General features: G+C 59.1%; 21 protein-coding genes and 1 pseudogene. 10 read left to right on the forward strand and 12 right to left on the reverse strand.

Translation table 11 applies throughout. The features are described from left to right. Positions 1-25: 25 nt before the first annotated feature. Positions 26-868 carry an HNH endonuclease gene (locus HDG33_RS11675; RefSeq protein WP_184026160.1) on the forward strand — a complete coding sequence of 281 codons (843 nt, stop codon included), beginning with the start codon at positions 26-28 and terminating at the stop codon, positions 866-868. Positions 869-1011: 143 nt separating this feature from the next. On the opposite strand, the gene HDG33_RS11680 is transcribed toward HDG33_RS11675, so the two are convergent. From HDG33_RS11680 to HDG33_RS11705, 6 genes are read right to left on the reverse strand one after another with little or no spacing between them, the layout of a single operon-like run. Further along, positions 1012-1377 carry a 6-carboxytetrahydropterin synthase gene (locus HDG33_RS11680; protein WP_184027183.1) on the reverse strand — a complete coding sequence of 122 codons (366 nt, stop codon included), beginning with the start codon at positions 1375-1377 and terminating at the stop codon, positions 1012-1014. A 56-nt stretch (positions 1378-1433) separates the two neighbouring features. Continuing rightward, on the reverse strand, positions 1434-2135 hold the full coding sequence (gene queC, locus HDG33_RS11685) for a 7-cyano-7-deazaguanine synthase QueC (protein WP_184026191.1): 702 nt from the start codon (positions 2133-2135) through the stop codon (positions 1434-1436). A gap of 14 nt (positions 2136-2149) precedes the next feature. Then, complete coding sequence (gene dbpB / locus HDG33_RS11690; protein ID WP_184026200.1) at positions 2150-3226, reverse strand: DGQHR domain-containing protein DpdB; 1077 nt, start codon at positions 3224-3226, stop codon at positions 2150-2152. Further along, entirely contained in the window at positions 3223-4518 is a 1296-nt protein-coding gene (dpdA, locus tag HDG33_RS11695) for a tRNA-guanine transglycosylase DpdA (RefSeq protein WP_184026203.1), read from the reverse strand. The genes dbpB (HDG33_RS11690) and dpdA overlap by 4 nt, the downstream gene beginning before the upstream one ends. Then, complete coding sequence (dbpB, locus tag HDG33_RS11700; protein WP_184026206.1) at positions 4515-5636, reverse strand: DGQHR domain-containing protein DpdB; 1122 nt, start codon at positions 5634-5636, stop codon at positions 4515-4517. Before dbpB (HDG33_RS11700) ends, dpdA begins: the two co-directional genes overlap by 4 nt. A 7-nt stretch (positions 5637-5643) precedes the next feature. Next, entirely contained in the window at positions 5644-6579 is a 936-nt protein-coding gene (locus HDG33_RS11705; RefSeq protein WP_184026209.1) for a hypothetical protein, read from the reverse strand. A 352-nt stretch (positions 6580-6931) separates the two neighbouring features. Here HDG33_RS11705 and HDG33_RS11710 point away from each other — a divergent pair, with 352 nt between their 5' ends. Then, positions 6932-7462 (forward strand): VUT family protein, encoded by a 531-nt coding sequence (locus HDG33_RS11710; RefSeq protein WP_184026212.1) that lies wholly within the window; start codon positions 6932-6934, stop codon positions 7460-7462. Positions 7463-7730: 268 nt separating this feature from the next. On the opposite strand, the gene HDG33_RS11715 is transcribed toward HDG33_RS11710, so the two are convergent. Further along, positions 7731-8045: a hypothetical protein gene (locus HDG33_RS11715; RefSeq protein ID WP_184026214.1), complete on the reverse strand. Its 315-nt coding sequence runs from the start codon at positions 8043-8045 to the stop codon at positions 7731-7733. Between the two features lie 250 nt (positions 8046-8295). Here HDG33_RS11715 and HDG33_RS11720 point away from each other — a divergent pair. The 4 genes and pseudogenes from HDG33_RS11720 to HDG33_RS11735 form a co-directional block, all read left to right on the forward strand. Continuing rightward, positions 8296-8974, forward strand: a pseudogene (locus HDG33_RS11720) (tyrosine-type recombinase/integrase); the annotation flags it as partial. A 370-nt stretch (positions 8975-9344) separates the two neighbouring features. Further along, positions 9345-10271 (forward strand): site-specific DNA-methyltransferase, encoded by a 927-nt coding sequence (locus HDG33_RS11725; protein WP_221311385.1) that lies wholly within the window; start codon positions 9345-9347, stop codon positions 10269-10271. Further along, on the forward strand, positions 10268-12301 hold the full coding sequence (locus tag HDG33_RS11730) for an ATP-binding protein (RefSeq protein WP_184026219.1): 2034 nt from the start codon (positions 10268-10270) through the stop codon (positions 12299-12301). The genes HDG33_RS11725 and HDG33_RS11730 overlap by 4 nt, the downstream gene beginning before the upstream one ends. Continuing rightward, entirely contained in the window at positions 12298-13638 is a 1341-nt protein-coding gene (locus HDG33_RS11735) for a DNA double-strand break repair nuclease NurA (RefSeq protein ID WP_184026221.1), read from the forward strand. The genes HDG33_RS11730 and HDG33_RS11735 overlap by 4 nt, the downstream gene beginning before the upstream one ends. A 35-nt stretch (positions 13639-13673) precedes the next feature. On the opposite strand, the gene HDG33_RS11740 is transcribed toward HDG33_RS11735, so the two are convergent. After that, positions 13674-13895, reverse strand: coding sequence for a hypothetical protein (locus HDG33_RS11740; RefSeq protein WP_184026226.1), 222 nt, complete (start codon positions 13893-13895; stop codon positions 13674-13676). A 200-nt stretch (positions 13896-14095) separates the two neighbouring features. On the opposite strand from HDG33_RS11740, the gene HDG33_RS11745 reads away from it, so the two are divergent. After that, positions 14096-15019 (forward strand): AraC family transcriptional regulator, encoded by a 924-nt coding sequence (locus HDG33_RS11745; protein WP_260330407.1) that lies wholly within the window; start codon positions 14096-14098, stop codon positions 15017-15019. 6 nt (positions 15020-15025) lie between these two features. Here HDG33_RS11745 and antC read toward each other — a convergent pair whose 3' ends face one another. The 3 genes from antC to antA are packed head-to-tail and all read right to left on the reverse strand — an operon-like array spanning position 15026 to position 17946. Next, positions 15026-16054 (reverse strand): anthranilate 1,2-dioxygenase electron transfer component AntC, encoded by a 1029-nt coding sequence (gene antC, locus HDG33_RS11750; protein ID WP_184026232.1) that lies wholly within the window; start codon positions 16052-16054, stop codon positions 15026-15028. Positions 16055-16069: 15 nt separating this feature from the next. Then, the gene (antB, locus tag HDG33_RS11755) at positions 16070-16558 is read right to left on the reverse strand and encodes an anthranilate 1,2-dioxygenase small subunit (RefSeq protein ID WP_184026235.1); all 489 of its coding nucleotides are present in this window, start codon (positions 16556-16558) and stop codon (positions 16070-16072) included. Next, positions 16555-17946 carry an anthranilate 1,2-dioxygenase large subunit gene (gene antA, locus HDG33_RS11760; protein WP_184026238.1) on the reverse strand — a complete coding sequence of 464 codons (1392 nt, stop codon included), beginning with the start codon at positions 17944-17946 and terminating at the stop codon, positions 16555-16557. Before antA ends, antB begins: the two co-directional genes overlap by 4 nt. A 335-nt stretch (positions 17947-18281) precedes the next feature. On the opposite strand from antA, the gene HDG33_RS11765 reads away from it, so the two are divergent. Then, entirely contained in the window at positions 18282-19814 is a 1533-nt protein-coding gene (locus HDG33_RS11765; RefSeq protein ID WP_184026252.1) for a diguanylate cyclase, read from the forward strand. Positions 19815-19963: 149 nt separating this feature from the next. After that, positions 19964-21271, forward strand: a complete 1308-nt coding sequence (locus HDG33_RS11770; RefSeq protein ID WP_184026255.1) for a solute carrier family 23 protein — start codon at positions 19964-19966, stop codon at positions 21269-21271. Between the two features lie 62 nt (positions 21272-21333). Here the strand turns inward: HDG33_RS11770 and HDG33_RS11775 are convergent, their stop codons facing one another. Continuing rightward, positions 21334-22989, reverse strand: coding sequence for a Na+/H+ antiporter (locus HDG33_RS11775; RefSeq protein WP_184026258.1), 1656 nt, complete (start codon positions 22987-22989; stop codon positions 21334-21336). A gap of 312 nt (positions 22990-23301) precedes the next feature. Here HDG33_RS11775 and HDG33_RS11780 point away from each other — a divergent pair, with 312 nt between their 5' ends. Continuing rightward, positions 23302-24588, forward strand: coding sequence for an EAL domain-containing protein (locus tag HDG33_RS11780; RefSeq protein ID WP_184026261.1), 1287 nt, complete (start codon positions 23302-23304; stop codon positions 24586-24588). Position 24589 lies beyond the last annotated feature (1 nt).

The following is a 24589-nucleotide window of genomic DNA, read 5'->3' on the forward strand; positions in this document are numbered from 1 at the left end:
GCGAGTTGAGTCATTTGACTTCTTGATGTCACTGTTAACTGACGGTGATAACAATGAGGATAGGAAGCGTTTAAGTCGTTTGCCTGGTGTGCAGCAGGACATTTTTCAGAACTCGCTCACAGCAGTGACAAAGATTTTAGACTTTGATCGCGGCGAACTAGAGGCACAAATCGCCTTGCTGCTTTCATTTAGATTGATATGGCGGATGATTCCGCGTAAATTATTTGAGGCTGTTGACCCAAATTACGAATCGCTCGCGTTTTCAGCACTTAAGGCCGAATTTGGCGCGGATCCCGATAGAATCGCCGTTAATCAACTTTCGCTGATTTTTAGGCGGCTCAGGTTCGGTTATGGATCGCGTAAGGGCGTAACGTCACTGGACCTTTCTCGCCCGGCACATCGGCGACTTTTCGATAGTCAAATGGGACGGTGCCCAATTTGCGGTTATACTTTTCAGCCGGGTGATATAGCGGCATCCAGAGATGGTGATGAAGTGTACGCGCAGGAGGCGTATCAACCCATTGATGGCGAGCTATTTCTTGACGTGTACTTTCGAAGCCCAGTGCTTGATCATATCATCCCTTATTATCTCGGAGGCGATGGTCCTGAGAATTGGCAGATCCTATGCCGAACTTGCAATGGCGGAAAGGGAGAAGCACTTTCTTGGATTCTGCGTCGAGGATGGATGCCACCTTCGCGCATCTCCGAAATTGTCAAGCTAACGCCCTCGCTCCGATACGCTGCCTTGTCGAGGTATCATTTAGAAAATTCGAGCTGTGTTATTGACGATGGGGAAACATTGCGTCTCTTTCTTCGCGATACCCGAAAAATGGTCATGCTAGACAATTTGGATACGCGGTCGAGTTAGTTGACGATACGTTTTCCTTGAACGCTGCGTATCTTGGATTCTGCGCTTGGAGTGACGGCTAACCTCCCGGGCGAAAACACCACGCATGTCGTGGGTCAATTACAAAGGCGGCATTTTGGCGAGTCAGCCGTGAAAAGAAAATTCTAGGCTATGGACAGTTCGCAAGCGTCACCGCTTGCGCTTCTCTCAATGCGCACCTTGGTGACATTGGGTACGGCCGCGGAGATGTGACGAAAAATAAAAGCGCAAAGACTTTCTATGGTCGCCGGCCCCAACTCAGGTATCTCATCCAAAAAACGATGATCTAGAAGATCGCGAACCCGTTCAATTTCTCTGCGGAGAAATCCAAGGTCTACAAGCATCCTCGTAACGGGGTCAGGTGTGCCACGAACGAACACCTGAGCATGATAAGTATGCCCGTGGATGCGTCGACTGCCCTCTGCGTCGATTTCGCGATGGAGAGTATGGGCAGCTTCAAAATAAAATTTTTGACTTAGCTCGTAATTCATCGGATAGAAGGCCATCTGGATTGCGAACGGACGTCACATGCCGGAAAATTTGACTGCTACGCTATCTGTGAAGCGAAAATTCTGTATCCATTTCTCCGCAACTCACAAGCAGGGCACTCGCCACATCCGTAGCCCCATTCGTGCTCCGTTGTGTGATCGCCCACATAACACGTGTGGGTATCTCGCCGGATTAGGTCAATTAGCACCTGTCCGCCCAATTGGGCCGCCATCTCCCAAGTCTGAGCCTTGTCAATCCACATAAGCGGGGTTTCGATAACCAAAGGTTGATCCATACCAAGAGCGATGGCGACCTGAAGTGCTTTAAGCGTGCCATCCCTACAATCGGGGTAACCGGAGTAGTCGGTCTCACACATGCCGCCGACCAGCACCTGCCGACCACGTCTATACGCCACGGCGGCGGCAAGCGTGAAGAAGAGCAGATTCCGTCCCGGCACGAACGTATTGGGCAGTCCGTTTTCCTGCATTTCGATTGCCTTGCCGCTCGTGAGTGCCGTATCACTGATTTGCCCGAGAATTGACAAATCAAGCATATGATCATCGCCCAGTTTGCTTGCCCACTTGGGGAACTGTTCTCGGACGCTGCCCAGTACCTTCGTTCGGCACTCGAGTTCAATCATGTGACGCTGCCCATAATCGAACCCAATGGTTTCGACGTGCTGGTAACGGTCGAGTGCCCATGCGAGACAGGTTGTCGAGTCCTGCCCACCGGAGAAGAGAACCAATGCATGCGTTTTCATGAGCATTTCCTCATTTATGAATTCGCGACCTGACGAGGCTTCCGAAGCGCGCGCTTCATCGAGCGAACCAGATAGTTCGTCAGCAGGTCAATATCGCTCGGCGTGTTCTGAATGCCATTCCACGGACGCTCGTCGTATGGTGCAAGTTTCCACTGACCGCTCGTCCAAGCAGTGTATTCCTTCAGCAATTTGAGACCATGCTCAAACTCGGCCCGAGTCGTGGCACCCTCACTGGAATAGAGAAACTCCATCACGAATCCCATGGCCACGATGCCGGCACCATGACGCAGACGGGATGTCTTGGGGCTCATGCCGATCCATTCGCTTCCAAAAACGGCCACAACTGCCTCGAAGAAAGCGTTCACGAATTCGTATGCACGATCCTCAAAATCTCCGTCCTTGATGAACTCGCGAATAGCACCGTCGGAGGCTGAGTTCATCACGAGTTTCTGCATGGCGGTATCGCTCAGGACTCCCTTGGGGTTCGTATGCTGCCGGATCTCACCATATAGCGCGGAACCACGTGTAAAGTTCAGGCGGTCAACAATGCGTGCAGCAAATTTGCGTGCCGTAAAGCGCTCGGGCAACCCTTCGACGTTTGGCAGCAACTCATAAATGAGCGTCTTGGGCAGCGGGCGCGTATTGTTGATCAAGACAAACTGCTGCCGCAGTTCGTTGTAGTCTTTGCAGATAAGAGCCGAGACGAACACCTGGAATCCGGGCTTCGTGATGCCCGACAGTGCGCTCAGTCGCTGCTGACCGTCAACGACGAAGCCAGGTTTGGCGTCGCCGACTTTGATCTCAATGTCAACAACGCCATCGCCCTTGTCCTTTACCTTGACACTACCGATGAAGGCGACAATGAGCGCATTCGGCAGAAGCGCGTCTTCGCGCCGCAGATAGTCCCGAATCTCTTTGATATGCGTGGCGATCTGGTGCCGCTGGAAGCCACGCAACTGGCCGTTCTCCTCCCGGCCTACGCGTTCAATTTCTGAAAATCCCCAAATCTGCTCTGGTGTTGCCGCAAATGTAAAGACATCGTGCTCCGGGGCCTGTGATGCACGAATTGCCTTGAATCGGTAGATGCTCACAGATGATTCTCCAGAGTGCGTTGTACGTGTTTGTGATAAACCCCGAGGTTATGAAAACCTCGGCGCTTGTTTCTGTTGCTCGAACGGAAGATGATGACGTCGACTCCCGCATTGCTGCAGATTGAGCAGCGGCAGCGTTTCCACGGTGCATCGTGGAGCGTGCGCTCGACGAGCGCTCGCATCTTCAGGAGTTCCTTCTCGTGTTTTTCAATTGGCAGTCCGTCGCCAAGTGTCAGGAACTGCTGATAGTCCATGACGGCATCAAGTGCCTCGGTAGCCTTCCCTCCACCGCTATCAAACCTGCGCAGCGCGGCCAGTGCTTTCTGCTCCCGCTTCTGAAGGTCCTCAGCACGAAAAATCCCGCGCTTGATACCCTGCATCAGGCGCGGATTCTCGATAGCCTGCGGAATGCGGATGGCCGCGTAGTAGTCCAGCCCCCCTTTGGGTGACTCCATGTAGTAATTTGCCTTCGCATCCTTGAACGCCCGGATGAGCGGAGATGTGGAGTCGAAGCTGGTAATGCCGAAATTCGTGAACTGATGGATGGTGTCGGCTTTGGCAAACCCGAGCAGATGTATCTTCGTTTCCGGCTTGATGGCATTACGCAGTGCGTGAAGAACCTGCTTGATGACATCTACCTTCAACGGAACGAGACCTCCGATCGCCAGATAGCGATACCCCATCTTTTCGAGTCGGACGGCGGCATCGGCCATGCTTGCAGGCGACCAACCTTGGACGGCTCCTAGCGGTTCGAACGGGTAATCTTCTGCGTCCGTCAGGCGCAAAAACTCCTCTGCGTTCGCTAGTGTGATGTCAAAGCGCTCAACAACGCCGGGTGCCGTTGCGCTGGCCGGCGGGTTGTCCATCAAGCAGTCGAAGATGATATGGTCAGGTGATATGCCGTGGGTGAAACCCGCATCCGAGTAGAACTCAACGACCTCCTGGGGCGGATAGGCTGGAGTCTTGCTGTTGGCATAAGCAAAGGCGCCACAGTCACCGAGGACCATCGCGTTCTTAAACTTTGGACCGCCATACCGCAGAAACTTCCGGACACCATCTCGCAGCATTCGCTGCTCTTCGGCCGTCGTATATCGCACTTTCGAGTTGGCAACACCAGCAGCCTGCCGGACGGCACTCATTGATACGAGCAGTCCGTCGTACGGCGATGGCGTCATGAGTTCGTGCGCATACATGTCATCCCAGTAGCGACGCCGACCGGGAGCATTTACATCGTTTATGAAGTCGTACCCCGGATCAACATAGTCCTGGGTATCGGAATAGAGAAATTTCATTGTTTCATGGTGCTCGTATAAGCTCGGACCAGTGCGTCCTGCAGCTTTCTGATATCGCGATGCGTGTTCTGGATTTCGTTCCATGCCAAACCCAGCGATTCCCAAGTGCCTTTGGTCCAGCAACAGGCAGGCGCCATCTTTTCAAGCTCCTTGCGCACTGTCTTGTAGTCCTCGCCAAGTCCTGAAAGACGGGCGTAGATCCGGTCCATGAGCACGCCCATTGCCTCGATGCCTGCTGAGTGCATCAAACGACTGCTGCGCGGATCGGCACCCCACGCTTCCGGGAATACGTCACGCACTGCGGACCAGTAAGTTATGAGGACGTGGTACATGCCCTCAACATCTACGCCATCCCGACCACTTGACTTGTAGGGGGCAAGCGCCCCCAGTGGGTTGTTCATACTGTTCCGGATCATGGCGATGACGGCCGTATCCGTGATCACGCTGGTACTGCTGCCTTTCTCCGAAATCCGCTTGATCAACTTGTGAAATGGAGATTCGGGATCACGATTGAGCAGATTGCAGATCTCCGACGGAACCTTGCGCACACTCAATTCACGAGGCAGCAAAATACTGCGAGTCTCTGGCAGTAGTTCATTGATTAACCGGGTTGGGAGCGGCTTGGCCTTGTTGACAAGAATGAACTGCTCGCGCTGGATTTCCAGACTATCAGAAACAAAGCCGACAACCGGCACGGGAATGCTCTTGCTTCCCGTCTGCGACAAGGCAAGTGATCGCTGCTGCCCGTCGACAATCCAGGCAACCCGTTGTCCTTCGTCGTAGACAGGGATCGTCAGGGTACCCGCTTGCGCAATTCCCTGGTCGCCAGTTGGCTTCGTACCACGAGCTGCAGAGAAGTGAACTTCGGGCGACATGGCCAAGATGATCGCGTTCGGGAATAGCACATTCCCTTGATTTAAGTAGTCGACAATACCCTTCACATGCGAGCGAATTTCAGGACGCTGGAAGCCCTTGAGTTCGTCAGACTCATCGCGCTCTACCCGCGAGATGTCCGCGACCTTGATGATGTCTGAGCCCTGAATGAAAAAAGCAAAAACATCCAGTTCCGCTCCTTGGGTCGTTCGCAGCGCGCGTACCACGATCTCTTTTTTCGCCATGGTGCCATCAACCCTTGTTGGCCAGATCTTGTTGGAGACTGCACCACAGACTGCGGAACCGCGACTGTTCGCAGGCAACTAATGCCTCGTCGCGCAGATACCTGAGCAATCGTGCTGATGCACCGTCAAACCGATCCCAGTTTTTGCGCAGAAGAGCCAGAATTTCGCTGTCAGTTTTGCGTTCTCTTGCTGGGATAACCGGCTTCGTTAGTGCGTGCATGGCTGCCGAAACAGATGCCCTTGCGTCATCGATAGGCAGTTGGTGTCCGCTCAGCACCTCAACGAAATGGCGGAGCGCACGCTGGGGAAAATCGGTACGCGTGCCCACATATGTCGACCCTTCCAGACGTTCGTCGTAAGGCAGTGCGACATGGCGAGCATGCTCGGGCACAAGAGTCCGTCCGTGATCGGACGTGATGATCCGAACTCTGCTGAGTTGCCGCTGCGTCAGGGACGCCAAGTCTTCTGCAATCAGGGCGATGTAGCTTCCCGGAAGTGCGAAGAGCGCGAGGGCATCCGAATTTTTTTCGAGCAATGCTCGGACGGAGCGTTGCTGACCCAATTCTTTGGTTAGCACCATCCACCAGTCACTCGGTCTCTTGCCTAACTGAGTTAGCAGTGGCTTCAGTGAGTTGTCACCTTCGGAAACAGTCAGGTTGTATGACGGGATCGCCTCTGCAGCACCAACAACCCCCAGTCCCGCAGAGATGATGTGCAGAGTACCGCCTAGCGTGGCGGTCACCTGTCGTGCCTCAGAAAAGGCGCGGCCCATGTAGATGTCCTGTGCCTGCTCTAAGGGTGGCACTTTCCTGATTGCCCTGCCCCAGCGCGCGGCCACCGATGACAGCGAACCGCTCATGTCGGCAGCGGTGAGGGTGACCGTGTCGTCACTGACACGCTTTCTGTTGGTGCAGTTGGTAACAACGATCACTTTGGAAGTCATAACTGCGCCCACGATCGTAAAATTTCTCCCGAAAACTGCACATCAATTAGTTGTGTAGTTTCGCACTTGTCGTGGCAAAATTCCAGTGATGTCCAGATTTAGCTCCGCCTCAATTGGGTGTGTAGCTCACGCGCAACAGTACCGCGATGAATTTTGGGGATCGATCAGGGCGGCAGAGAGGCGCGGCGCGGCCTAGGGTCAGGTTAGCGGCGTGGCGTACAAGAATCCGGGAGGACGGAGCGCGCACGACCTGAGCATGCGGCAGTTGATCAGATGCAGATCAATATCGCGGCAATCCCCCACTACTGCTGGTCAAGAACGGCCGCACTCGCCTTATCCCTGCAGAGGAACTATGTACGTTTTCATCTATATCGCAGCCGTCGTCGCAGCGAACCTGAGCGTCGCGCACTTCGGACCGGCGTCCACGCCGATTAATGCATTCGTGCTCATCGGTCTTGACCTCGCAATTCGCGATCGCCTGCATCTTAACTGGCGAGGCAGTGCACTATGGGCGCGCATGTTTGGTCTGATCGCTGTTGCGGGCGCAGTGAGTTTTGCACTCAATCCAGCATCCGGTGTGATCGCGTTAGCGTCCCTCATTGCATTCAGCGCGGCAGCCGTTGCGAGTGCCCTCGTGTTTCAGGCAACGCGCCGCTACCCGATTCTGGCGCGCGCGAATGGCGCCAACGTCGCTGGCGCTGCTGTGGACTCCCTCATCTTCCCGCTAATCGCATTCGGTACCGTCTTCCCGATGATCGCGGGGCTGCAGTTTCTGGCCAAGGTTGTCGGCGGCGCTATCTGGTCGTGGGTCGTTTTCCGCAACGCCCGCGCCATCCTCGCAGCGTTGTCTACTGAAGCGGTGGATAGGCCTGTGCAAATGTAAGATGCCAAATGAGACTCCTCCGACAAACGCGTCGGAGTTACTCCCACGGCCCACAAGGCCATGCGCCGCAGCTTTCGTGCTTACAGGCGATCAGTGTGCGGTTCGTGCCGAACGAATTTTGCCCACCGCCGACGGACAATTGATCCGGGGTCGAGGCCGGTCTGTAAGATGACCGGTTGCGGAAACCCCTTCTCTTCTCACCGACGAACCGCATCACCTAAATGTGCCGGTCTCGCTTCCCCGAAGAACGGGATCCGGATGACGACATTCAAGCGTGACCTGCCGCCCGAAGTCCGGCGGAGACCGGCGAAAAAATTTTGCCGCAGATAGCGATTCCCCTGAACGCCGTGCCGCGTGCATTGCCGGCATTCGCGTTTTCGACGCGCATCTCTAGTTTCGTCGGGAGCGGCGGCGCGCCGATCACGATCTGGTTGCGTGTGGATCCGAAGCGGAGATTGGAGTACGCTTTCCATAGCGGTGATTGCGGAACTGGCGCAATGATAGGCGGCGAAACTGTCGACCCAGTCGAAATGGTCGTGAGTTTGATTGCCGATTTCAGTGAGTTGCCGGCAAGCCCTCCCATGGGGGCATTTCTGGAGTCACTGTGAGCCTCTCTGCCGCGCCCGGCGCGCCTTAGCGAGATTGTTCGATCCTCCTCCTCCCACCAGGAATACATCCAAGGTTGTCCGAGTAAATCCTAAAACCCCGCAGCCAATAAGGCTTGCGGGGTTTTTTATCGCCCATGACGTCCGGTGCGATCCACTGACATCTTGGCGAATGTTGGGGTACTTCTAGGGGTATCCGGCATGCCACCAGAAGGTGATACCCCCTAAATGGCCCTTACCGACACAACAGTCCGGAACGTAAAACCTGATGAGAAGGCTCGCAAGCTGTTTGACGGCGGCGGTCTGTTCCTGTTTGGTCACGCCGGGCGGCGGTAAGCTCTGGCGGCTTAAATACCGGTTCGCCGGCAAAGAAAAGCTGCTGGCTCTCGGCGCCTATCCAGACGTAAGCCTGAAGAATGTCCGGGAGCGCCGGGATGCTGCCCGCAAGCTGCTGGCCGGAAACGTCGATCCCGGCGAAAACCGAAAGGCTCAGAAAGCTACGACACTGGCGCGCGCGGCCGACTCCTTCGAGGTTATCGCCCGGGAGTGGTTTGCCAAGTACGCGCCCACCTTGGCTGAGACCCACTCCAGCAAGATCATCCAGCGATTGGAAAAGGATGTCTTCCCCTGGCTGGGCGCACGGCCAATCGCGGAGGTGACTGCCACTCAGTTACTAACGGTCCTGCGCTGGATCGAGGACCGTGGTGCACTCGATACGGCTCTTCGGGCAAAACAAAACTGCGGACAGGTTTTCCGGTACGCCGTTGTGACGGGGAGGGCAGAACGTGATCCTTCGGGCGATCTACGGGGTGCTCTCGCGCCGGTCAAGCACGAAAACTTTGCAGCCAACACTGATCCGGCTCAGGTAGCCGAACTCCTGCGGGCTATCGATGGGTTCAGGGGTACTGGTGACGTCTTTTTACCGACAACAGGTGAGCTTCCCAGATAAAATCGTACCATTGGGCTGCGAAAGTGCGGCGTGACGACGCTCGGCGCGGCGGCCGATCAAGCAAATGGCACGCCATCCATGCGGAAAGAGACGTTGACCACGAACGCCGGGGAAACTGCCTCAGTGAATCCACAGCCGCGTCACCGACCAGCATCGGGGTCGTGGTTCGGTACAGACAATGACAGCTAAAGACACTCAGGTGGAAACGCAAAATGCGCCAAATCTCGCCATTGGCGAGATCCCGGGCACGGGGAGGAAGGACGAGCCTCCTCTCCGGCTTCCGAGGACCGGGAACTGCGAGTATCGCACCCATGGAGGTGCCTACTATGTGGGTGACTCCAAGAAGGTGCTGAAGTCCAAGCCGTTCGAAAGACTGGGGGGCAAGGTCCAGTTGATACTTACTTCCCCACCGTATCCGCTCAACGAAAAGAAGAGCTACGGCAATTTGACCGGGGAGAAGTACCTGAAGTGGGTGGAGTCGCTCGCGACCGTGTTTTCCGACTTGCTCACCGATGACGGCTCCATTGTCATAGAGCTCGGGAACAGTTGGGAACCGAATCGCCCCGTGCAAAGTCTGCTGGCTTTGGAAGCGCTACTAGCGTTCACGAAGGCTCAGGGCGCTGGGCTGCGACTGATTCAACAGTTTGTCTGTTACAACCCGTCCCGGCTCCCATCACCCGCGTCATGGGTCACTGTCCGGCCATTACGCACGGTCGACAGCTTCACCCACGTGTGGTGGCTCGCGAAGACAGATTACCCAAAGGCGGATAACCGGAAAGTTCTGCGCCCATACAGTGACGCGATGAAGCGCCTTCTCAAGCGCGGCTCCTACAACTCCGGAGCGCGCCCTTCCGAGCACCACGTCAGCGACAAAGGCTTCCTCAACGATCGAGGTGGCTCGATACCACACAACTTCTTTGAGCTCGAGCCAATGCAGCCGGAGAGGCCTGTTCGACTTCCAAATTCGTTTTCGCTTTCAAATACCGCGTCAACGGATTTCTTCCATCGGGCCTGCCGTGAACGGCAGATCGTTCCCCACCCAGCCCGCATGCCGGCTGGGCTCGCCTCGTTCTTTATCGAATATCTGACGGACCCCGGCGACCTAGTTCTCGATCCGTTCGGGGGCAGTAACACCACCGGATACGCGGCGGCGTTGTCAAGCCGCAGATGGGTGGCCATCGATGCACAGAAAGACTATGTGGAGCAATCAAAGCTCCGATTCCTTGACCCGCTTCTCAACGAGACCGCGACATGAGCATCACGGATAACATCACAAAAGTCGATTTCTTCAAACGTAAACAGGAAGCCGGCAAGTGGGAGTGGGACACCGGCAAGTTCGTGGGGCGTCCGTTCAAGATTTCGTACACCGATGCCTCGGTACTCGTTGCTGACTCTTGGAAAGAGAGGGCACAAGGTATTCCCGAAGGTTGTTTCCTGTTGGCTTACTATGACTGCGACCCCGACAGATTGGGACTACAGGAAGCTGTCTTGTTGCGGGTCATCGAGCCCGCCGAGTTGCCTACTGACAGGGACGTTGTCAGCTCGATGGTCGAGTACTACAAGGACACCATCCGCACTGGATCGGACAAGCAAAGCCAGTTGGATCAGTACTCCCGGTATGAGTTCGGGTTCAGCGGCGTGAGATGCAGCATTTTGGGATGCTTTTATCCGGATGAAAACGGAAACTTGCTCTTTGGTGCAGACTTAGAAAACTTCTATAGTGCGCACAACTACTCGGTCATTAAGCCGAATGATGAGCTGCTTACGGTCATCGTCAACTATCGCGACAAGGGTGTCCCAGGCGGGGCTGGTGACATCCGTGTAGGTAAGGTTCGCTACAGCTCAAGCAGACGCTTCGCATCCAACCAGGCAGACGTCCCTGTATATGTGAAGGCGAAAGACTTTGCGGGGAAGCGAACCGCGCTGTTCGGCATGACACGAACAGGTAAGTCCAACAGCATAAAGAAAATTATCCAAGCCAATGAGCAGATGAGTGCGCTGGCCCCAATGAAGTTGGACTCATCAAAAGAGTCACCAGAGGAATCTCTCGAACCGTTTAAATCCGACGCTCCTAAGTATCCTATTGGTCAAATTATTTTTGACATGAACGGGGAATATGCGAACAAGAACCTCCAAGACGAGGGGACTGCAATCTTCGATATTTATAAGGACAAGACTGAGAGGTATTCGATCGTCGAGAAGCCAGGCTTCAAGGTCATGAAAGTCAACTTCTACAACGAAGTTGAGTCCGGCCTTGAACTAATGAAAGCCTTCCCTAGTGTGGCAGACGATGCGACGAAGTTCATGGTGGGCTTCCGCTCGGTGTTCCTCGACAAGCCGGAGAACTACAGCACGGATGTTTCGGCACGAACTCGTTACGACAGAAGGGTGGCCGTCTACCATTGCATTCTCTACCGGGCCGGTTTCAAGGAGCCCACCGCCTTTAAGGTCAAGTGGGAGGCCTCGGCTGAAATCTGCAGCGAGATCAATAAGGCTCTGAAACCATCCGCTGGCATCTCTCTCGAAGAAGCGTGCAATTGGTGGGAGCAGTTCTGGAAGATCTACGACTCGTCCCCTACCGCGCAGGATTACAAGAAAACCAAAGGTCGGGAATGGGCCGACGACGATTTGAAAGCGCTGCTTGTAATGCTGACTCGGTGCCGCACATCGGGAGGTACGCCTGACTGTAACGGCTACAGAAATCTTCGGCCCGTTGCGGCGCAGCACACCCCGTTGACAAAGACCGCGTTTGAACTAGACATCTTGCAGGCATTGAGGGCGGGAAAGATAGTCATTGCAGACCTTTCTAGCGGCGACGAGGAACTGCAGCGCATGTACTCGGAACGAATCACGCGAAAGGTGTTCCGGGACGCGATGGAAAGATTCACCTCCGCGAGGCCGAATAACTTTATCCAGTTCTACTTCGAGGAGGCACACAACCTCTTCCCGAAAAAGGAAGATAAGGACCTGAGCCAAATTTACAACCGCCTAGCCAAGGAAGGTGCCAAGCTTCACATTGGTCTGGTTTACGCCACGCAAGAGGTTAGTTCAATCAGTGGCAACATCTTGAAGGCTACCCAGAACTGGTTCATCTCCCACCTGAATAACGAGGACGAGATCAAGGAGTTGAGGAAGTACTACGATTTCAGTGACTTCAGCGACAGCCTCATACGCTTCAGTCAGGACACCGACAAAGGGTTCGTGAGGGTAAAGACTTACTCGAATGCATTCGTCGTGCCGGTACAGATTGATAAGTTTTCTGCACCTAAGGCAGAGACAAAATGAGCTATTCCTCTTCCGGACCCAAGCCCTACGAACGTGCGAGCAAGTCATCGCATCATCACGTAATCAATGATGTGACTGTGTCGGAAGCCTTGAAGGCGCTCTACGTGCCGCCAAGGGGCGATATAAGTGAAGTCAAAAAGTACCTCGTCAACTTCGAGCCAACTGCGTCGCCGATACAGCATGTTGTCGCCATTGACGGCGGCTACACGGAGGTGCCAATCCGCGAAGGATTTCCGTCGGCCGCAATACATTTCTTTCAGTTCGGTGCGCTTCACTTTCGAATTGAGGACTTGGTGAAGCTTGAGCATTCGCAGCATGTTGCTCCTGAGGACATGCAGAAGCTCAAGAATATTGACCGTTTGAAGCTGCCACTCGCAACGGCAGGAGCTCGCCGGAAGGACTGTGCATCGCTAAAGGAGTCTGTGCGAAAGACGCTTTATGAGTTTTTTGCTGGCGAAAACCTTGGTGAGGACGTTAGTCTGCTGGACACGTTGGCGTGGTTCGTTTTCAGACGCTATAAGAATACACGTACGGCGGAGGACCGGAACTGGGAAGTGAGCACCAGTCCCTTCGATGTACCGGGAACTGTTTTGTTCGATGAATCTAAGATGTCGAATAACTACACGTTCCAGTGCCCTGAAACCGGTGGCACCCTGTATTTAACCGATGCGTTCCGCTTGCACGAGCGGATAGAGGAGGATGCCGGTGCAGCAGGCGTGGCTGGCTACATCGCAGGGGTAGTCGAACATCTTGTATTGATACATGTCATTCGGAACCTGCTTAAAAAAAATGCAGCGGCGTTGAAGCAAGTACTCTTCATCATGGACCGCCCGACTGGCTGGTTTGGCGTAACGGCGCCGATGCACAAGCTCATGTTGGAACTGAACAATTGGCTGTTTGATAGCCATAACTTCTTTGCGGCAGGGCTTGAGAAGAGCGGTGCTTTTGTCGAGCATGCTGCTGAGATTCGGGAGCACATCCCCGCCGGTAGCATCCTGCTTCTTAACGATGCCTATATCTACAAATACATCTCACCGGGTGAGGAAGACTCGAAGCGGGCGTACGCCGAAACTTCGTACTACGGACACAAGGTAATATTTCGTTCCCGTCAAGGACAGATGTATGTTGTGTCAATGCCTGTAAGAAGATTAAAAAAGGCGCCTTTGCCGACGGACATTCCGAATCTCCACCTTGTTCTTACGCATATCGAACAACTGCACTGCGATATGTACGAGAACGCGCTATTGCCAGTTGCTCTGGCGAACAAACTCGTAAGTCTCTCTGCGCACCCAAGTTCGCAAATATTGAAGACCTTCGCCAAGTCTACGATTAGTTGAGGTTGGCAGTCGTCCGGTCGAGATCTATAGGCTTATCATTTTCCCATGATGTCGCTGATGCGCTGCGTCGTGTTGACGACCTCGGGCCGGCCACTGCGCCGCCCTTCGGCGCCATGACCGATAAAATAGAAGCTTGCACGGTTTTGCGCGTATTTAAAATGCGTGATGAACGCATGGCCTTTCGTTTGAATTTCGGTCTCTCTTCCATTTGGCAGCAATTCTCCATGCCAGCACAGCGGTGCTTTACCCGAGGACAATGTTTCATTCGTCCACCCGGAGCGGCCACGGTTGAGGTAGGCTTAGCCAATCCCATCATGTCTCCCGTTCTGCGCCCTGATGGACTGTCTGCCCTCGGGGCACGCACCCCAATAGCTCGTCTCCACGTATGTCAACACCGGACCCCGGCAATCGCGACCTCCGTGCCGCGTTAAACGACCTAGACGGCGCACGCAACTGGATGGCGTCCATCTGCGGCCCTCACGGCCTCCAGGTCAGTCACCCAGAGCGCTTGCGCTTCCACCAGTCCGGCACCGTACTTCGTTCGATGGCGACGACGATAGGCTACGTCGAATACGGCACCGACGTGACGGTCGCGGTGAGCGAGAGCAGTCCGCTGAACTGCTACAGCGTGAGCCTGCCGATGGTCGGTCAACAGGAGCTCGCAGCACACGGCAAGAGGTGGTTGTCGGATCAGGACTGCGGTCTGATCGTCAGTCCGCAGGAATCGCAAGATCTCGCGATCACCGGCAATTGCCGCAAGCTGCACGTCGCGATTCCTCGCTCCGCGCTCCAACAGGTGCTGCAGACGATGCTGCAACGCCCCGTCGAAGCGCCGCTCATGTTCCAGCCCGACATGGACGCAGCCACCGGCGATCAGGCATCGTGGTGGCGCATGGTCAAGTTCCTGGCCGGCGAGATGGAGCGCTCGGGACCATCGCTAGGGCAGCTTTACATGTCCAGCGAGTTCGAACTGACGTTGCTGAAGGGGCTGCTGCTGTCACAGCCGCATAACTATTCGGAACAGTTGGCCAACGCGACCGCGCCGACGCCACCGCATTATCTGACCCGCGCGCGCCAGTTCATTCACGACAACGCGCGCGAGCCGATCACGCTCGAAGACATCGAGCGCGCGTCGGGTGTGTCGCGCTTCAAGCTGTTCGACGGCTTCCGTCAATATTTTGGCTGCGCGCCGATCGCGTATCTGAAACGCTACCGGCTCGAATCGGCGCGGCGCGATATCCTCGACGACCGCTCGGTGCGCAATATCTCGTCGGTGGCGCTGGGCTGGGGGATGTCCCATCTCGGCCGTTTCTCGACCGAGTACAAGGCGTTGTTCGGCGAGTCGCCATCCGAGACGCTGAAGCGCGCGGCGCGGCGTTAGAACGTCCTATCGCGCGTTGCTTTCGCCGAACTTCTCGTAAAACAGCCGGTAATCCTGAATACCCTGTTCGGTGAGCCAGGTCTTGATCGCTTCGACCATCGGCGGCGGTCCGCACACGTACATGTCAAAACCATTCGATTCGAAAAACGATAGGTCGAAATGCTCGGGAATCAGCCCGGTCTTGCCCGACCATCCCGGCGCCGGATTCATCACGACCGTCTCGACCGCGAATCCTTCGATGCTCGCCTTGTAGCCGTTGATGCGCCCGGTCTCGCACAGATCGGCTGCATTCGTGACGCCGTAGTACAGATGCACCGGATGCGCGACATTGCGTTTCGCCGAGATGTCGTCGAGCATGCCGAGGAAGGCAGAGAGTCCCGTGCCGCCCGCCACCATCACGAGCGGACGCTCGACCTGGCGCAGATAGAACGCGCCGAGCGGCGCCTCGAACTCGACCGTATCACCGGCCTTGCAACGTTCGCGCAGATAGTTGCTCATCATGCCGTCGGGCAGCAGACGGATCAGGAATTGCAACTCGTTGCGCGCGTTCGGATGATTCGCGAACGAGTACGAACGCCATTCTTCGGTGCCGGGCACCTTAACGCGCGCATACTGGCCCGGCAGAAAATCGAGCTGACGCGCATGCGCGCTCGCATCGACACGCAGAATCGCGGTCGTCGCCGACACCAGCTCGACGCCGACCACGCTCGCGCACACGGTGCTCGTGCCGGCGCCTTCGCACAGCGTCGAGTCGAAGTCGAAATAGAACGACGCATCCGACTTCACGCGCGTCTGGCACGAGAGGATCTTGCGCTGCGCGAGGTCCTCTTCGCTGAGCGTTTCCTCGTCGACGTAATCGAGCGTGTAGTCGCCCGATTCGCAGCGCCCCTGGCAGGTGCCGCACACGCCTTCGCGGCAGTCGAGCGGAATGTTCACGCCGTTCTTCAGCGCCGCGTCGAGCAGCAACTCGTTCGGACTCACATCGAAGAACGCGGTTTTGCCATCGGCAAAGCTCAACGCGACTTTATGTTTCATCGTCGTGCTCCCGGCTCACAGATGGTAGAAATCCAGCACCGCGTTGATGTGGTCGTTCAGCAGCAGCACGTGCTTGCGCTTGATCTTCCAGCTATCGCCCGACGCTTGCAGGTCGTACACCGCGCGGCCATAGAAGTAGTCGGTCGAGCCGTGACGCGTGTACAGCGTCGACCAGTTCACGTTCGCTTCGACGCTCGAATCCTCGCGCTCGCTCAGTCGCACGTTACTGATCTGATGCATCGTGCGCGGCAGCGGCGTCGACGCGGCCGACTTGCCGGTGCGCAGCCGGAACACGCGGTCTTCGAGACCGGCGCGATCCGAGTAGTAAATCAGCGACATGCCTTGCTTCGGATCGGTCGTGTACACGTGCTCGGAATCCCACTGCGGCACATGAAACACGCTCTGCGGATCGAAGAGATCGAGGTATTCGTCCCATTGCTGCTTGTCGCACAGATCGGCCTTCAGATACAGAAACTGCTCGACGGAGTGTTGGAGTTGGCTCATGCCTGCTCTCCCTGCGATTCGATGGATTTGTCGAGACCCTTGAGGATCGTGTCGCGCCAGGTGCCGTGCTGGTTCACGTAAAGCCCTTCGTGGGTCAGCTCGGTGCCGGTCAGATTCGGCTCGATGCCGAGCAGCGTGGTGTTCGCGGTCGCGCCGCTGGCCCACTTGTGATGCCCGCGCGAGATGTCGCTCCAGCGTTCGAGGCGCGCCTGGAAGCCGCGCTGCTGCTCGCGGAACTCGACGAGATCGTCGGGCGTGCCCATGCCGGACACGTTGAAGAAGTCTTCGAACTGACGGATGCGGTTCTCGCGATCCTTCGCCGACTCGCCCTTCACGCCGATGCACTGGCTGATGACCTCGGTCTTGTTCCACGCGACCGGCCGCACGATGCGCAGCTGCGAGCTGATCTGGTCCATGAAGAACAGGCTCGGGTAGACATTCAGATTGCGCAGCCGGTGCATCATCCATTCGGCCTTGTCCTGGCCATAGGCTTCGACGAGCCGCGGCATCACGCTCTCGTAGCCGGGACGCACTTGCGGATTCGGCATGTCGCTGAACAGCACGCTGTGGCCATTCCTGAACGCGAACCAGCCGTCGTCGGTTTCGCTGTCGCCGGCGCCGAGCTTGCTGTAGTCGAGCGTGCCGCCGGGGTTATCCCCTTTCTTCGCATTCGATTCGATGCGGTGCTGCACGGTCGCCACGTAGTTGTAGTGCACGGTGCTCACGTGATAGCCGTCGAGACCGTTCTCGTTCTGCAGCTTCCAGTTGCCGTCGAACGTGTAGGTCGACTTGCCGGGCAGCACTTCGAGCTCGCCGGTCGGCGACTGCGCGACCATCATGTCGAAGAAGATGCGCGCGTCGCCGAGATAGTCTTCGAGCGTGTCGATGCCGTCGACGTCGAGGCTCACGAACACGAAGCCCTTGTAGCTCGCGATGCGCGCTTTCTTCAGGCCGCGCACCGACTTGTCGAAGTCGTCGCAGTATTCGCCCGGCGCCTTCACCTTCACGAGCCGGCCGTCGTTCTTGTAGCACCAAGCATGGAACGGGCACGTGAAGGTCGACTGGTTGCCCTTGGTCATACGCGTGAGCGTCGCACCGCGGTGCTGGCACGCGTTGATCATCGCGTTCAGGTTGCCGGCGCCGTCGCGCGAGATGATCAGCGGCTGGCGGCCCGCGCGCATCGTCAGGAAATCGTTCTTGTTGGGGATCTCACTTTCGTGGCACGCATAGATCCAGGCCTTCTCGAAGATGTGCTCCATCTCGAGCGAGAACAGCTCGGGCTCCGTGAACATTTCGCGGGCAATCCGGTACACGCCTTCCGCGGGGCGGAAGTCCAGACAGCCGCTGACGAATTCGCGCCATTCCGAGGCGCTGCGCTTCTCGCTCATGATGTCTCTCTCTCCTTGTGTTCAATCGTTTGAACGTGACAGGCTCGATTGAATACCCAAGTGGCGAGGCCAACTATCCAGCCAATTCGCATTTGCTATCCGAATAATTGGACGGCACCCGGATAATCTGGCGATCGGGCGCAAACCCCCCGTCGGACGGGACTTCTGGCGTGCCGTTCTGGCGCATGCGGGCAAAAACCCGGCTACGCAAACGTTTGCCTGTACTCCATGTCTGCTACGCTTACGTTTTCGTAGGTCGCGGTTTTGACGGTGATTGCCGAGACGCGGCCGCTTCTTCACGCGCGACGTTCAGCGCATGTCAGAACCAAAAACGCATGGTGACGCGCCGACCGAACAACGTGATTGCGATCAGTGTCTTGCTGGCTGGCGCGATCCTCGCGATCGCCGTGTCGCTGCTCGCACAGATGCGCGAAGATGCGTTGCGGCGCGCGCAGGACTCCGTCGCCAACATATCCCTGCTGGTCCAGCGCGACGTGTCGCGCAATCTCGAGATCTACGACCTGTCGCTGCGCGCGGCGATCGACGGACTGAAGCAGCCGGGCGTGCTCGATCTGCCGCCGGAGATCCGCCAGATGGTGCTGTTCGACGGCTCGATCAGCGCAAAGGACATGGGCTCGGTATTCGTGCTCGACGAGAACGGCAACGTGCGCTTCGATTCACGCGCGTGGCCGCCGCGCGCAAGCAACCATGCGGACCGCGATTACTTCAAGGCGCAGCGCGCTTCACCCGAGGTGGGCCTGTACATCAGCCATCCGTTCAGCCCGAGCGGCACCGACGATGACCTGCGCATCGCGCTGAGCCGGCGCATCTCGAGGCCGGACGGCAGCTTCGGCGGCGTGGTGGTCGGCACGCTGCGCCTCACGTATTTCCATCGGCTGTTCGACGGCATGAAGCTCGGGCCGAGCGGCTCGATGGCATTGATGCTCAGCGACGGCACGATGTTGATGCGCCGTCCTTACGATTCGAAAACGATCGGCATCAACCTGACCGGCACGGCCAACTTCTCGCGCTTCATCAAGCGGCCGAGCGGCGACTTCTTCGGCACGGCGGCGATCGATCGCGTCGAGCGCTGGTATGCGTTCCGCCATATCGACGGCTTTCCGCTGATCCTCGACGTCGCGCTCTCGACGCGCGACATCTACGTCGAGTGGCGGCGGCGCGCATGGATCATCGGCACGCTGATCGGCGCGCTCGACGTGACGATCATCGCGCTCGCGATCCTGTTCTCACGCCAGTTGCGTCTGCGCCGCGCGGCCGAGGAAGAGTTGCGCGAACTGGCGCGCACGGACGGGCTGACCGGCCTGAACAACCGCCGCGCGTTCGAGGAGCACGTGAACGACGAATGGCGACGCGCGCAGCGCACCGGCCGGCCGCTGTCGCTGCTGCTGATCGATGTCGACAACTTCAAGGGCTTCAACGACCTGTACGGCCATTCGGCCGGCGACGAAGCGCTGATCGGCGTCGCGCGCTGTATCGCGCAGAACGCGCGACGTCCGGGCGATACGGCCGCGCGCTTCGGCGGCGAGGAGTTCGCGGTGCTGCTGCCGGACACCGACGCGACGGGCGCGCAGCGGATCGCCGAGCAGATTCGCGCAGCGGTGCAGGCGCTGCAATGCCGCCATGTGGCCAGCACGCATCACGTGCTGACGGTGAGCGCAGGCGCTGCGACCGCGCAGGGCGCGGCGCTCGCGACGAGCCGCGCGCTCGTCGACGCCGCCGACGAAGCGCTGTATCGCGCGAAGGATGCCGGCCGCAATCGGGTGATGCTTTACGGCGCGCCGACGGACCACGCCGCGCGGGACGGCGCCGCGGTGACGCCGGACATCGACCCGCGCCGCGCGAATTGACGCGCTTCCAGGGCTCGTTTCCCGAGCCACTTGTCGGCCCGCTTGCCAGCCCTTATTGCTCTCCGTAAACTCGCGCGTAACTTTTGCCGGACCCACGCGGCAGCGCGTGATCGGCACACACCACGCCGACCCAGAGGAGAATCCCCGCGATGGCCGCATCCTATTTCCCCCGCTGGCGCCGCCAGCCTGCCGCCGCCGAGGGCGGCATCGTCGGCATCGACGAACGGCTCGGGTGGCCGCAGATGTTCGCGATGGGCGTCCAGCACGTCGTCGCGATGTTCGGCTCGACCGTGCTCGCGCCGCTGCTGATGGGCTTCGATCCGAACCTGGCCATCTTCATGTCGGGGATCGGCACGCTGCTGTTCTTCGTGCTCGTCGGCGGGCGCGTGCCGAGCTATCTCGGTTCGAGCTTCGCGTTCATCGGCCTCGTGATCGCGGTGACCGGCTACGGCGGACACGGCGCGAACCCGAATATTGCGGTCGCGTTGGGCGGCATCATCGCGTGCGGCGTCGCGTACGGGGTGATCGGCCTGATCGTGGCGGCGGTCGGCACGGGCTGGATCGAAACGCTGATGCCGCCGGTCGTGACCGGCGCGATCGTCTGCGTGATCGGTCTGAACCTCGCGCCGATCGCCGTGCATGGCGTGAGCGGCAGCAATTTCGAGTCGTGGATGGCGCTCGTCACGGTGCTGTGCGTCGGCGCGGTCGCGGTGTTCACGCGCGGCATGCTCCAGCGTCTGCTGATCCTGGTCGGCCTGCTGCTCGCCTACGTCATTTACGCGATCGTCACGAACGGCCTCGGCATGGGCAAGCCGATCGATTTCTCGATCGTCGCGAACGCCGCGTGGTTCGGCATGCCGCACTTCATGTCGCCGGTGTTCGACCCGCACGCGATGACGCTGCTCGCGCCGATCGCGGTGATCCTCGTCGCCGAAAACCTCGGCCACATCAAGGCCGTCAGCGCGATGACGGGCCAGAACCTCGACCGCTATATCGGCCGCGCGTTTCTCGGCGATGCGCTCGCGACGATCGTGTCCGGCTTCGCGGGCGGTACCGGCGTGACCACGTACGCGGAGAACATCGGCGTGATGGCGGTCACGAAGATCTATTCGACGCTGGTGTTCGTGATCGCCGCGTTGATCGCCCTCGTGCTCGGCTTCTCGCCGAAGTTCGGCGCGGTGATCCAGACGATTCCGGGACCGGTGCTGGGCGGTGTGTCGATCGTCGTATTCGGGCTGATCGCGGTGACGGGCGCGCGCATCTGGGTCGTCAACAAGGTCGACTTCTCCGACAACCGCAATCTGATCGTCGCGGCCGTCACGCTCGTGCTCGGCGCCGGCGACTTCTCGCTGAAGCTCGGCAGCTTCGGGCTGGGCGGCATCGGCACCGCGACGTTCGGCGCGATCATCCTGTACGCGCTGCTGAGAAGAAAGCCGACGCAAGGGCCGGTGGCCTGAGCGTCTTTTATCGGCACTGGCATTGCAAGCGCCGGTGCCGATGCCGATGCGGCAGCCAACTCCTACCTTTTGCGCGCGGTCAGCGCCGTCTCCGACAGATCTACCTCGCGCATCAGCTTGTTCAGCGTCTCGTCGTTGATGCGCTGGGTGTCGCGCAGGTCGAGCAGCGTCTTGCGCTCGGCGCGCATCGCCGCGAGCTTCATGCGGAATTCGAGGGCATCGGCGCTGCGCGCGAGTTCGCGTGGCGCCTGTTCGTCGTCGAGCGTCGCGAGGCGGCGGCGGTACACGTCCATTACCCGTGCGGTTACATCGGTCGCATACGCCTGAGCCGATTCCTCGAGGTCCGCGCATTCCGTGTCGTGCAGATGATCGACCGCGCGAATCGCCGACTGCGCGGCGAGCGTACGCGCGAGTGCTTCCTCGGCGGCATGCGGGTCCTTGCCGCGCCGCCAGCCGCGCAGCAGCAGCGGCAACGCGGCCACCGCCACCAGCAGCGACAGCAGGATCACCCCCGACGCGATGAAGATCGCGAGATCGCGTCCCGGCAGCGGCGTGCCGTTCGGCAGCACCTCCGGCAGCGACAGCACGCCCGCGAGCGTCACCGCGCCGCGCACGCCGGCCACCGTCGTCACCGACACCATGCGCAACCCAGGCACTGCGTTCGCGACGCCGTGCTTCGTCGCGCCGCGGCTCGCGAACCAGCGCAGCAGCCACACCCACGCGAAGCGCATCGCGTACAGCGCGAGCGCCACCGCAACGATATAGCCGATCAGCAGCGCGACCTGCGCGTCGTTGGTTTCGTGCGCGTCGAGCAGCGCGCGGCCGAGGATGTGCGGAAACTGCAGGCCGAGCATGATGAACACCATGCCGTTGAACACGAACTCGATCATCGTCCACGTGCTCGAGGCCCGCACGCGCGAGGCGACCTGCCATTTTTCCGTGATGCTCGCGTAGTTCATCATCATGCCGGCGGAGACCGCGGCGAGAACGCCCGACAGCTCGAAGCGCTCGGCGGTCAGATAGGCGGCGAACGGGATCAGCAGGGTCATCACGACGCCCGGCGCGGGATCGCCTTCTTCGGTGAGATTCAGGAAGCGCGTGGACACGAAGCTGAACACCGCGCTCACCGCCGCGCCGACCGCGAGGCCGCCCACCGCGATGATCACGAAGCTCACCGACGCTTCACGCAGCGAGAACGCGCCAGTCAGCGCGGCGGCGATCGCGAACTTCAGCGCGACGAGGCCTGACGCGTCGTTCATCAGCGCCTCGCCTTCGAGGATATGCATCAGCTGGACCGGAATCTTGCCCTTGCCGGCGATACCGGACAGCGCGACCGCGTCGGTCGGCGACAACACGGCGGCGAGCGCGAATGCGACCGGCAGCGAGATCTGCGGCACCAGCGCGTGCACGAAGTGACCGACCACCAGCACCGTCATGAACACGAGGCCTAGCGCGAGCATCAGGATCGCGCGGCGCGCCATGAAGAACTCGCGCTTCGGGATGCGCCAGCCGTCCGCGAACAGCAGCGGCGGAATGAACAGCAGCATGAAGATTTCCGGATCGAACGCGACGTGCAATTCGAGGCGCGGCCACGCGAGCATCGCGCCGATCGCGATCTGCACGAGCGGCAGCGGCAGCTTGAACGGCAGCGCGCGGGTCAGCATGCCGGACGCCGCGACGGCGAGTAGCAGGATCAGGACGGTAAAGACAATTTCCATCGTGTGTTTCGGGGGATGAAGGGGTTGTCCCGGGTGAGAGCGCGATGCGCAGGGTCGAGTGTAGCCGGCGGCGCGCGCAGTTGCCGCGAGCTTCGCCGCGACGCGGCCTGCGAATCCGTGCACCGCAACGGTGCGTGCGCCGCCCACGGGCGGCGCACGAGCGCTGTCGCCGGTGCAATCTTTCGGCCGAGTTACAGCGCAGTGTGCGCCAGCGTGCGCATGGACCTTGCTTAACCGGTAACGATGACGCACATTTTGAGAGTTCGTTGCCGGTCGCGTTCGAACCGGCCGGCTCTCGCGTGAGAGGATTGCATGACGATTGCGCAACAGGACAGGGCGGCGAGCATGCCGCACGGCTTCGAGGTCGAGGTGAGCTCGGGCCTTCAACGCTATTCGGTGCAGCACGGCGAACTGACGCTTACCAGCGTGTTCCAGCCGATTTTCAGTCTGTCGCACCTGCGCGCGGTCGGCTATGAGGGCTTGCTGCGCGCGCACGACGCGCTCGATCGCGCGGTGTCGCCGCTCGATGTGTTCGGCGAGGCCGCGCGCCTCGGCGACGCGCTGCAGGTCGACCGGCTGGCGCAGACGCTGCATCTGGAGAACTTCAAGGTGCTCGGCGCCGAGCGCGAATGGTTGTTTCTGAACGTGCACCCGGGCGTGCTGACCGACCCGTATCTCGCGGCCGCTTTGCTCGCCAATCTGCGGCGGCTCGATCTGTCGCCGCGGCGCGTCGTGCTCGAAGTGCTCGAGCAGAGCGCCGAAGATCTCGATCGACTTGCCGACGCGGTGCGCGAGTTTCGCGAGCGCGGCTTCCTGATCGCGCTCGATGATTTCGGCGCCGGCCATTCGAACATCGAGCGGATCTGGCAACTGAATCCCGACATCGTGAAGCTCGACCGCGTCATGCTGTCGCATGCCGCGCATCGTGCCGACATGGCGACGATCCTGCCGGGGCTCGTGGCGATGCTGCATGAAGCGGGCAAGCTCGTGCTGATCGAGGGTATCGAAACCGAGCACGAAGCGCAGATGGCGCTCGCCTGCAATGCCGACTTCGTGCAGGGCTTTTTCTTTGGCCGGCCGAATCCGGGTGTTGCCGATCCGATCCACGCGGCGGTTTGCATCGGCGAAGTCACCGAGCGTTATCGTGAGCAGGCCGAGGCACGCGAGCGGCGCAGCGCGAGTCGGCTCGCGCCGTATCTGCGCGCGTTCGAGCGCGCCGCGGAGCGTCTCGCCGCCGGTGAGCCGCTTGACGAGGTGTGCTGGAATTTCCTCGCGCTCGATCACGTGGCGCGCTGTTTTCTGCTCGACGCGAAGGGGCGCCAGGCCGGCCGCAACGTCGTGCTGCGCGCCGATCGCGCGGCGCACGAAACGCGCTTTCTGCCGCTCGCCGACGCGCAGGGCGCGAACTGGCTGCGTCGGCCGTACTTCAGCGTCGCGATCAATGCGCCGGAGCGGGTGCACGTGACGCGGCCGTATCTGTCGATCAACGAGGCGTTGCCGTGCGTGACGCTGTCGGTGGCAACGCGCGTCGGCAGCGAGACCTGCGTGCTGTGCGGCGATATCGACTGGGTCGAAGACGAACGCGACGCGCGCATCTGAC

The organism is Paraburkholderia sp. Cpub6 (genome assembly GCF_014201065.1).
GTDB lineage: Bacteria > Pseudomonadota > Gammaproteobacteria > Burkholderiales > Burkholderiaceae > Paraburkholderia > Paraburkholderia tuberum.

Coding starts and splice junctions, on each gene's coding strand:
- antB (WP_184026235.1), bottom strand. CDS start 16,558: ATGAGCCAACTCCAACACTCCGTCGAGCAGTTTCTGTATCTGAAGGCC.
- HDG33_RS11675 (WP_184026160.1), top strand. CDS start 26: ATGTCACTGTTAACTGACGGTGATAACAATGAGGATAGGAAGCGTTTA.
- HDG33_RS11730 (WP_184026219.1), top strand. CDS start 10,268: ATGAGCATCACGGATAACATCACAAAAGTCGATTTCTTCAAACGTAAA.
- HDG33_RS11765 (WP_184026252.1), top strand. CDS start 18,282: ATGGTGACGCGCCGACCGAACAACGTGATTGCGATCAGTGTCTTGCTG.
- dbpB (WP_184026206.1), bottom strand. CDS start 5,636: ATGGCGAAAAAAGAGATCGTGGTACGCGCGCTGCGAACGACCCAAGGA.
- HDG33_RS11705 (WP_184026209.1), bottom strand. CDS start 6,579: ATGACTTCCAAAGTGATCGTTGTTACCAACTGCACCAACAGAAAGCGT.
- dpdA (WP_184026203.1), bottom strand. CDS start 4,518: ATGAAATTTCTCTATTCCGATACCCAGGACTATGTTGATCCGGGGTAC.
- HDG33_RS11745 (WP_260330407.1), top strand. CDS start 14,096: ATGGCGTCCATCTGCGGCCCTCACGGCCTCCAGGTCAGTCACCCAGAG.
- HDG33_RS11735 (WP_184026221.1), top strand. CDS start 12,298: ATGAGCTATTCCTCTTCCGGACCCAAGCCCTACGAACGTGCGAGCAAG.
- HDG33_RS11770 (WP_184026255.1), top strand. CDS start 19,964: ATGGCCGCATCCTATTTCCCCCGCTGGCGCCGCCAGCCTGCCGCCGCC.
- HDG33_RS11715 (WP_184026214.1), bottom strand. CDS start 8,045: ATGGGAGGGCTTGCCGGCAACTCACTGAAATCGGCAATCAAACTCACG.
- antC (WP_184026232.1), bottom strand. CDS start 16,054: ATGAAACATAAAGTCGCGTTGAGCTTTGCCGATGGCAAAACCGCGTTC.
- queC (WP_184026191.1), bottom strand. CDS start 2,135: ATGAAAACGCATGCATTGGTTCTCTTCTCCGGTGGGCAGGACTCGACA.
- antA (WP_184026238.1), bottom strand. CDS start 17,946: ATGAGCGAGAAGCGCAGCGCCTCGGAATGGCGCGAATTCGTCAGCGGC.
- HDG33_RS11680 (WP_184027183.1), bottom strand. CDS start 1,377: ATGAATTACGAGCTAAGTCAAAAATTTTATTTTGAAGCTGCCCATACT.
- HDG33_RS11775 (WP_184026258.1), bottom strand. CDS start 22,989: ATGGAAATTGTCTTTACCGTCCTGATCCTGCTACTCGCCGTCGCGGCG.
- HDG33_RS11780 (WP_184026261.1), top strand. CDS start 23,302: ATGACGATTGCGCAACAGGACAGGGCGGCGAGCATGCCGCACGGCTTC.
- HDG33_RS11710 (WP_184026212.1), top strand. CDS start 6,932: ATGTACGTTTTCATCTATATCGCAGCCGTCGTCGCAGCGAACCTGAGC.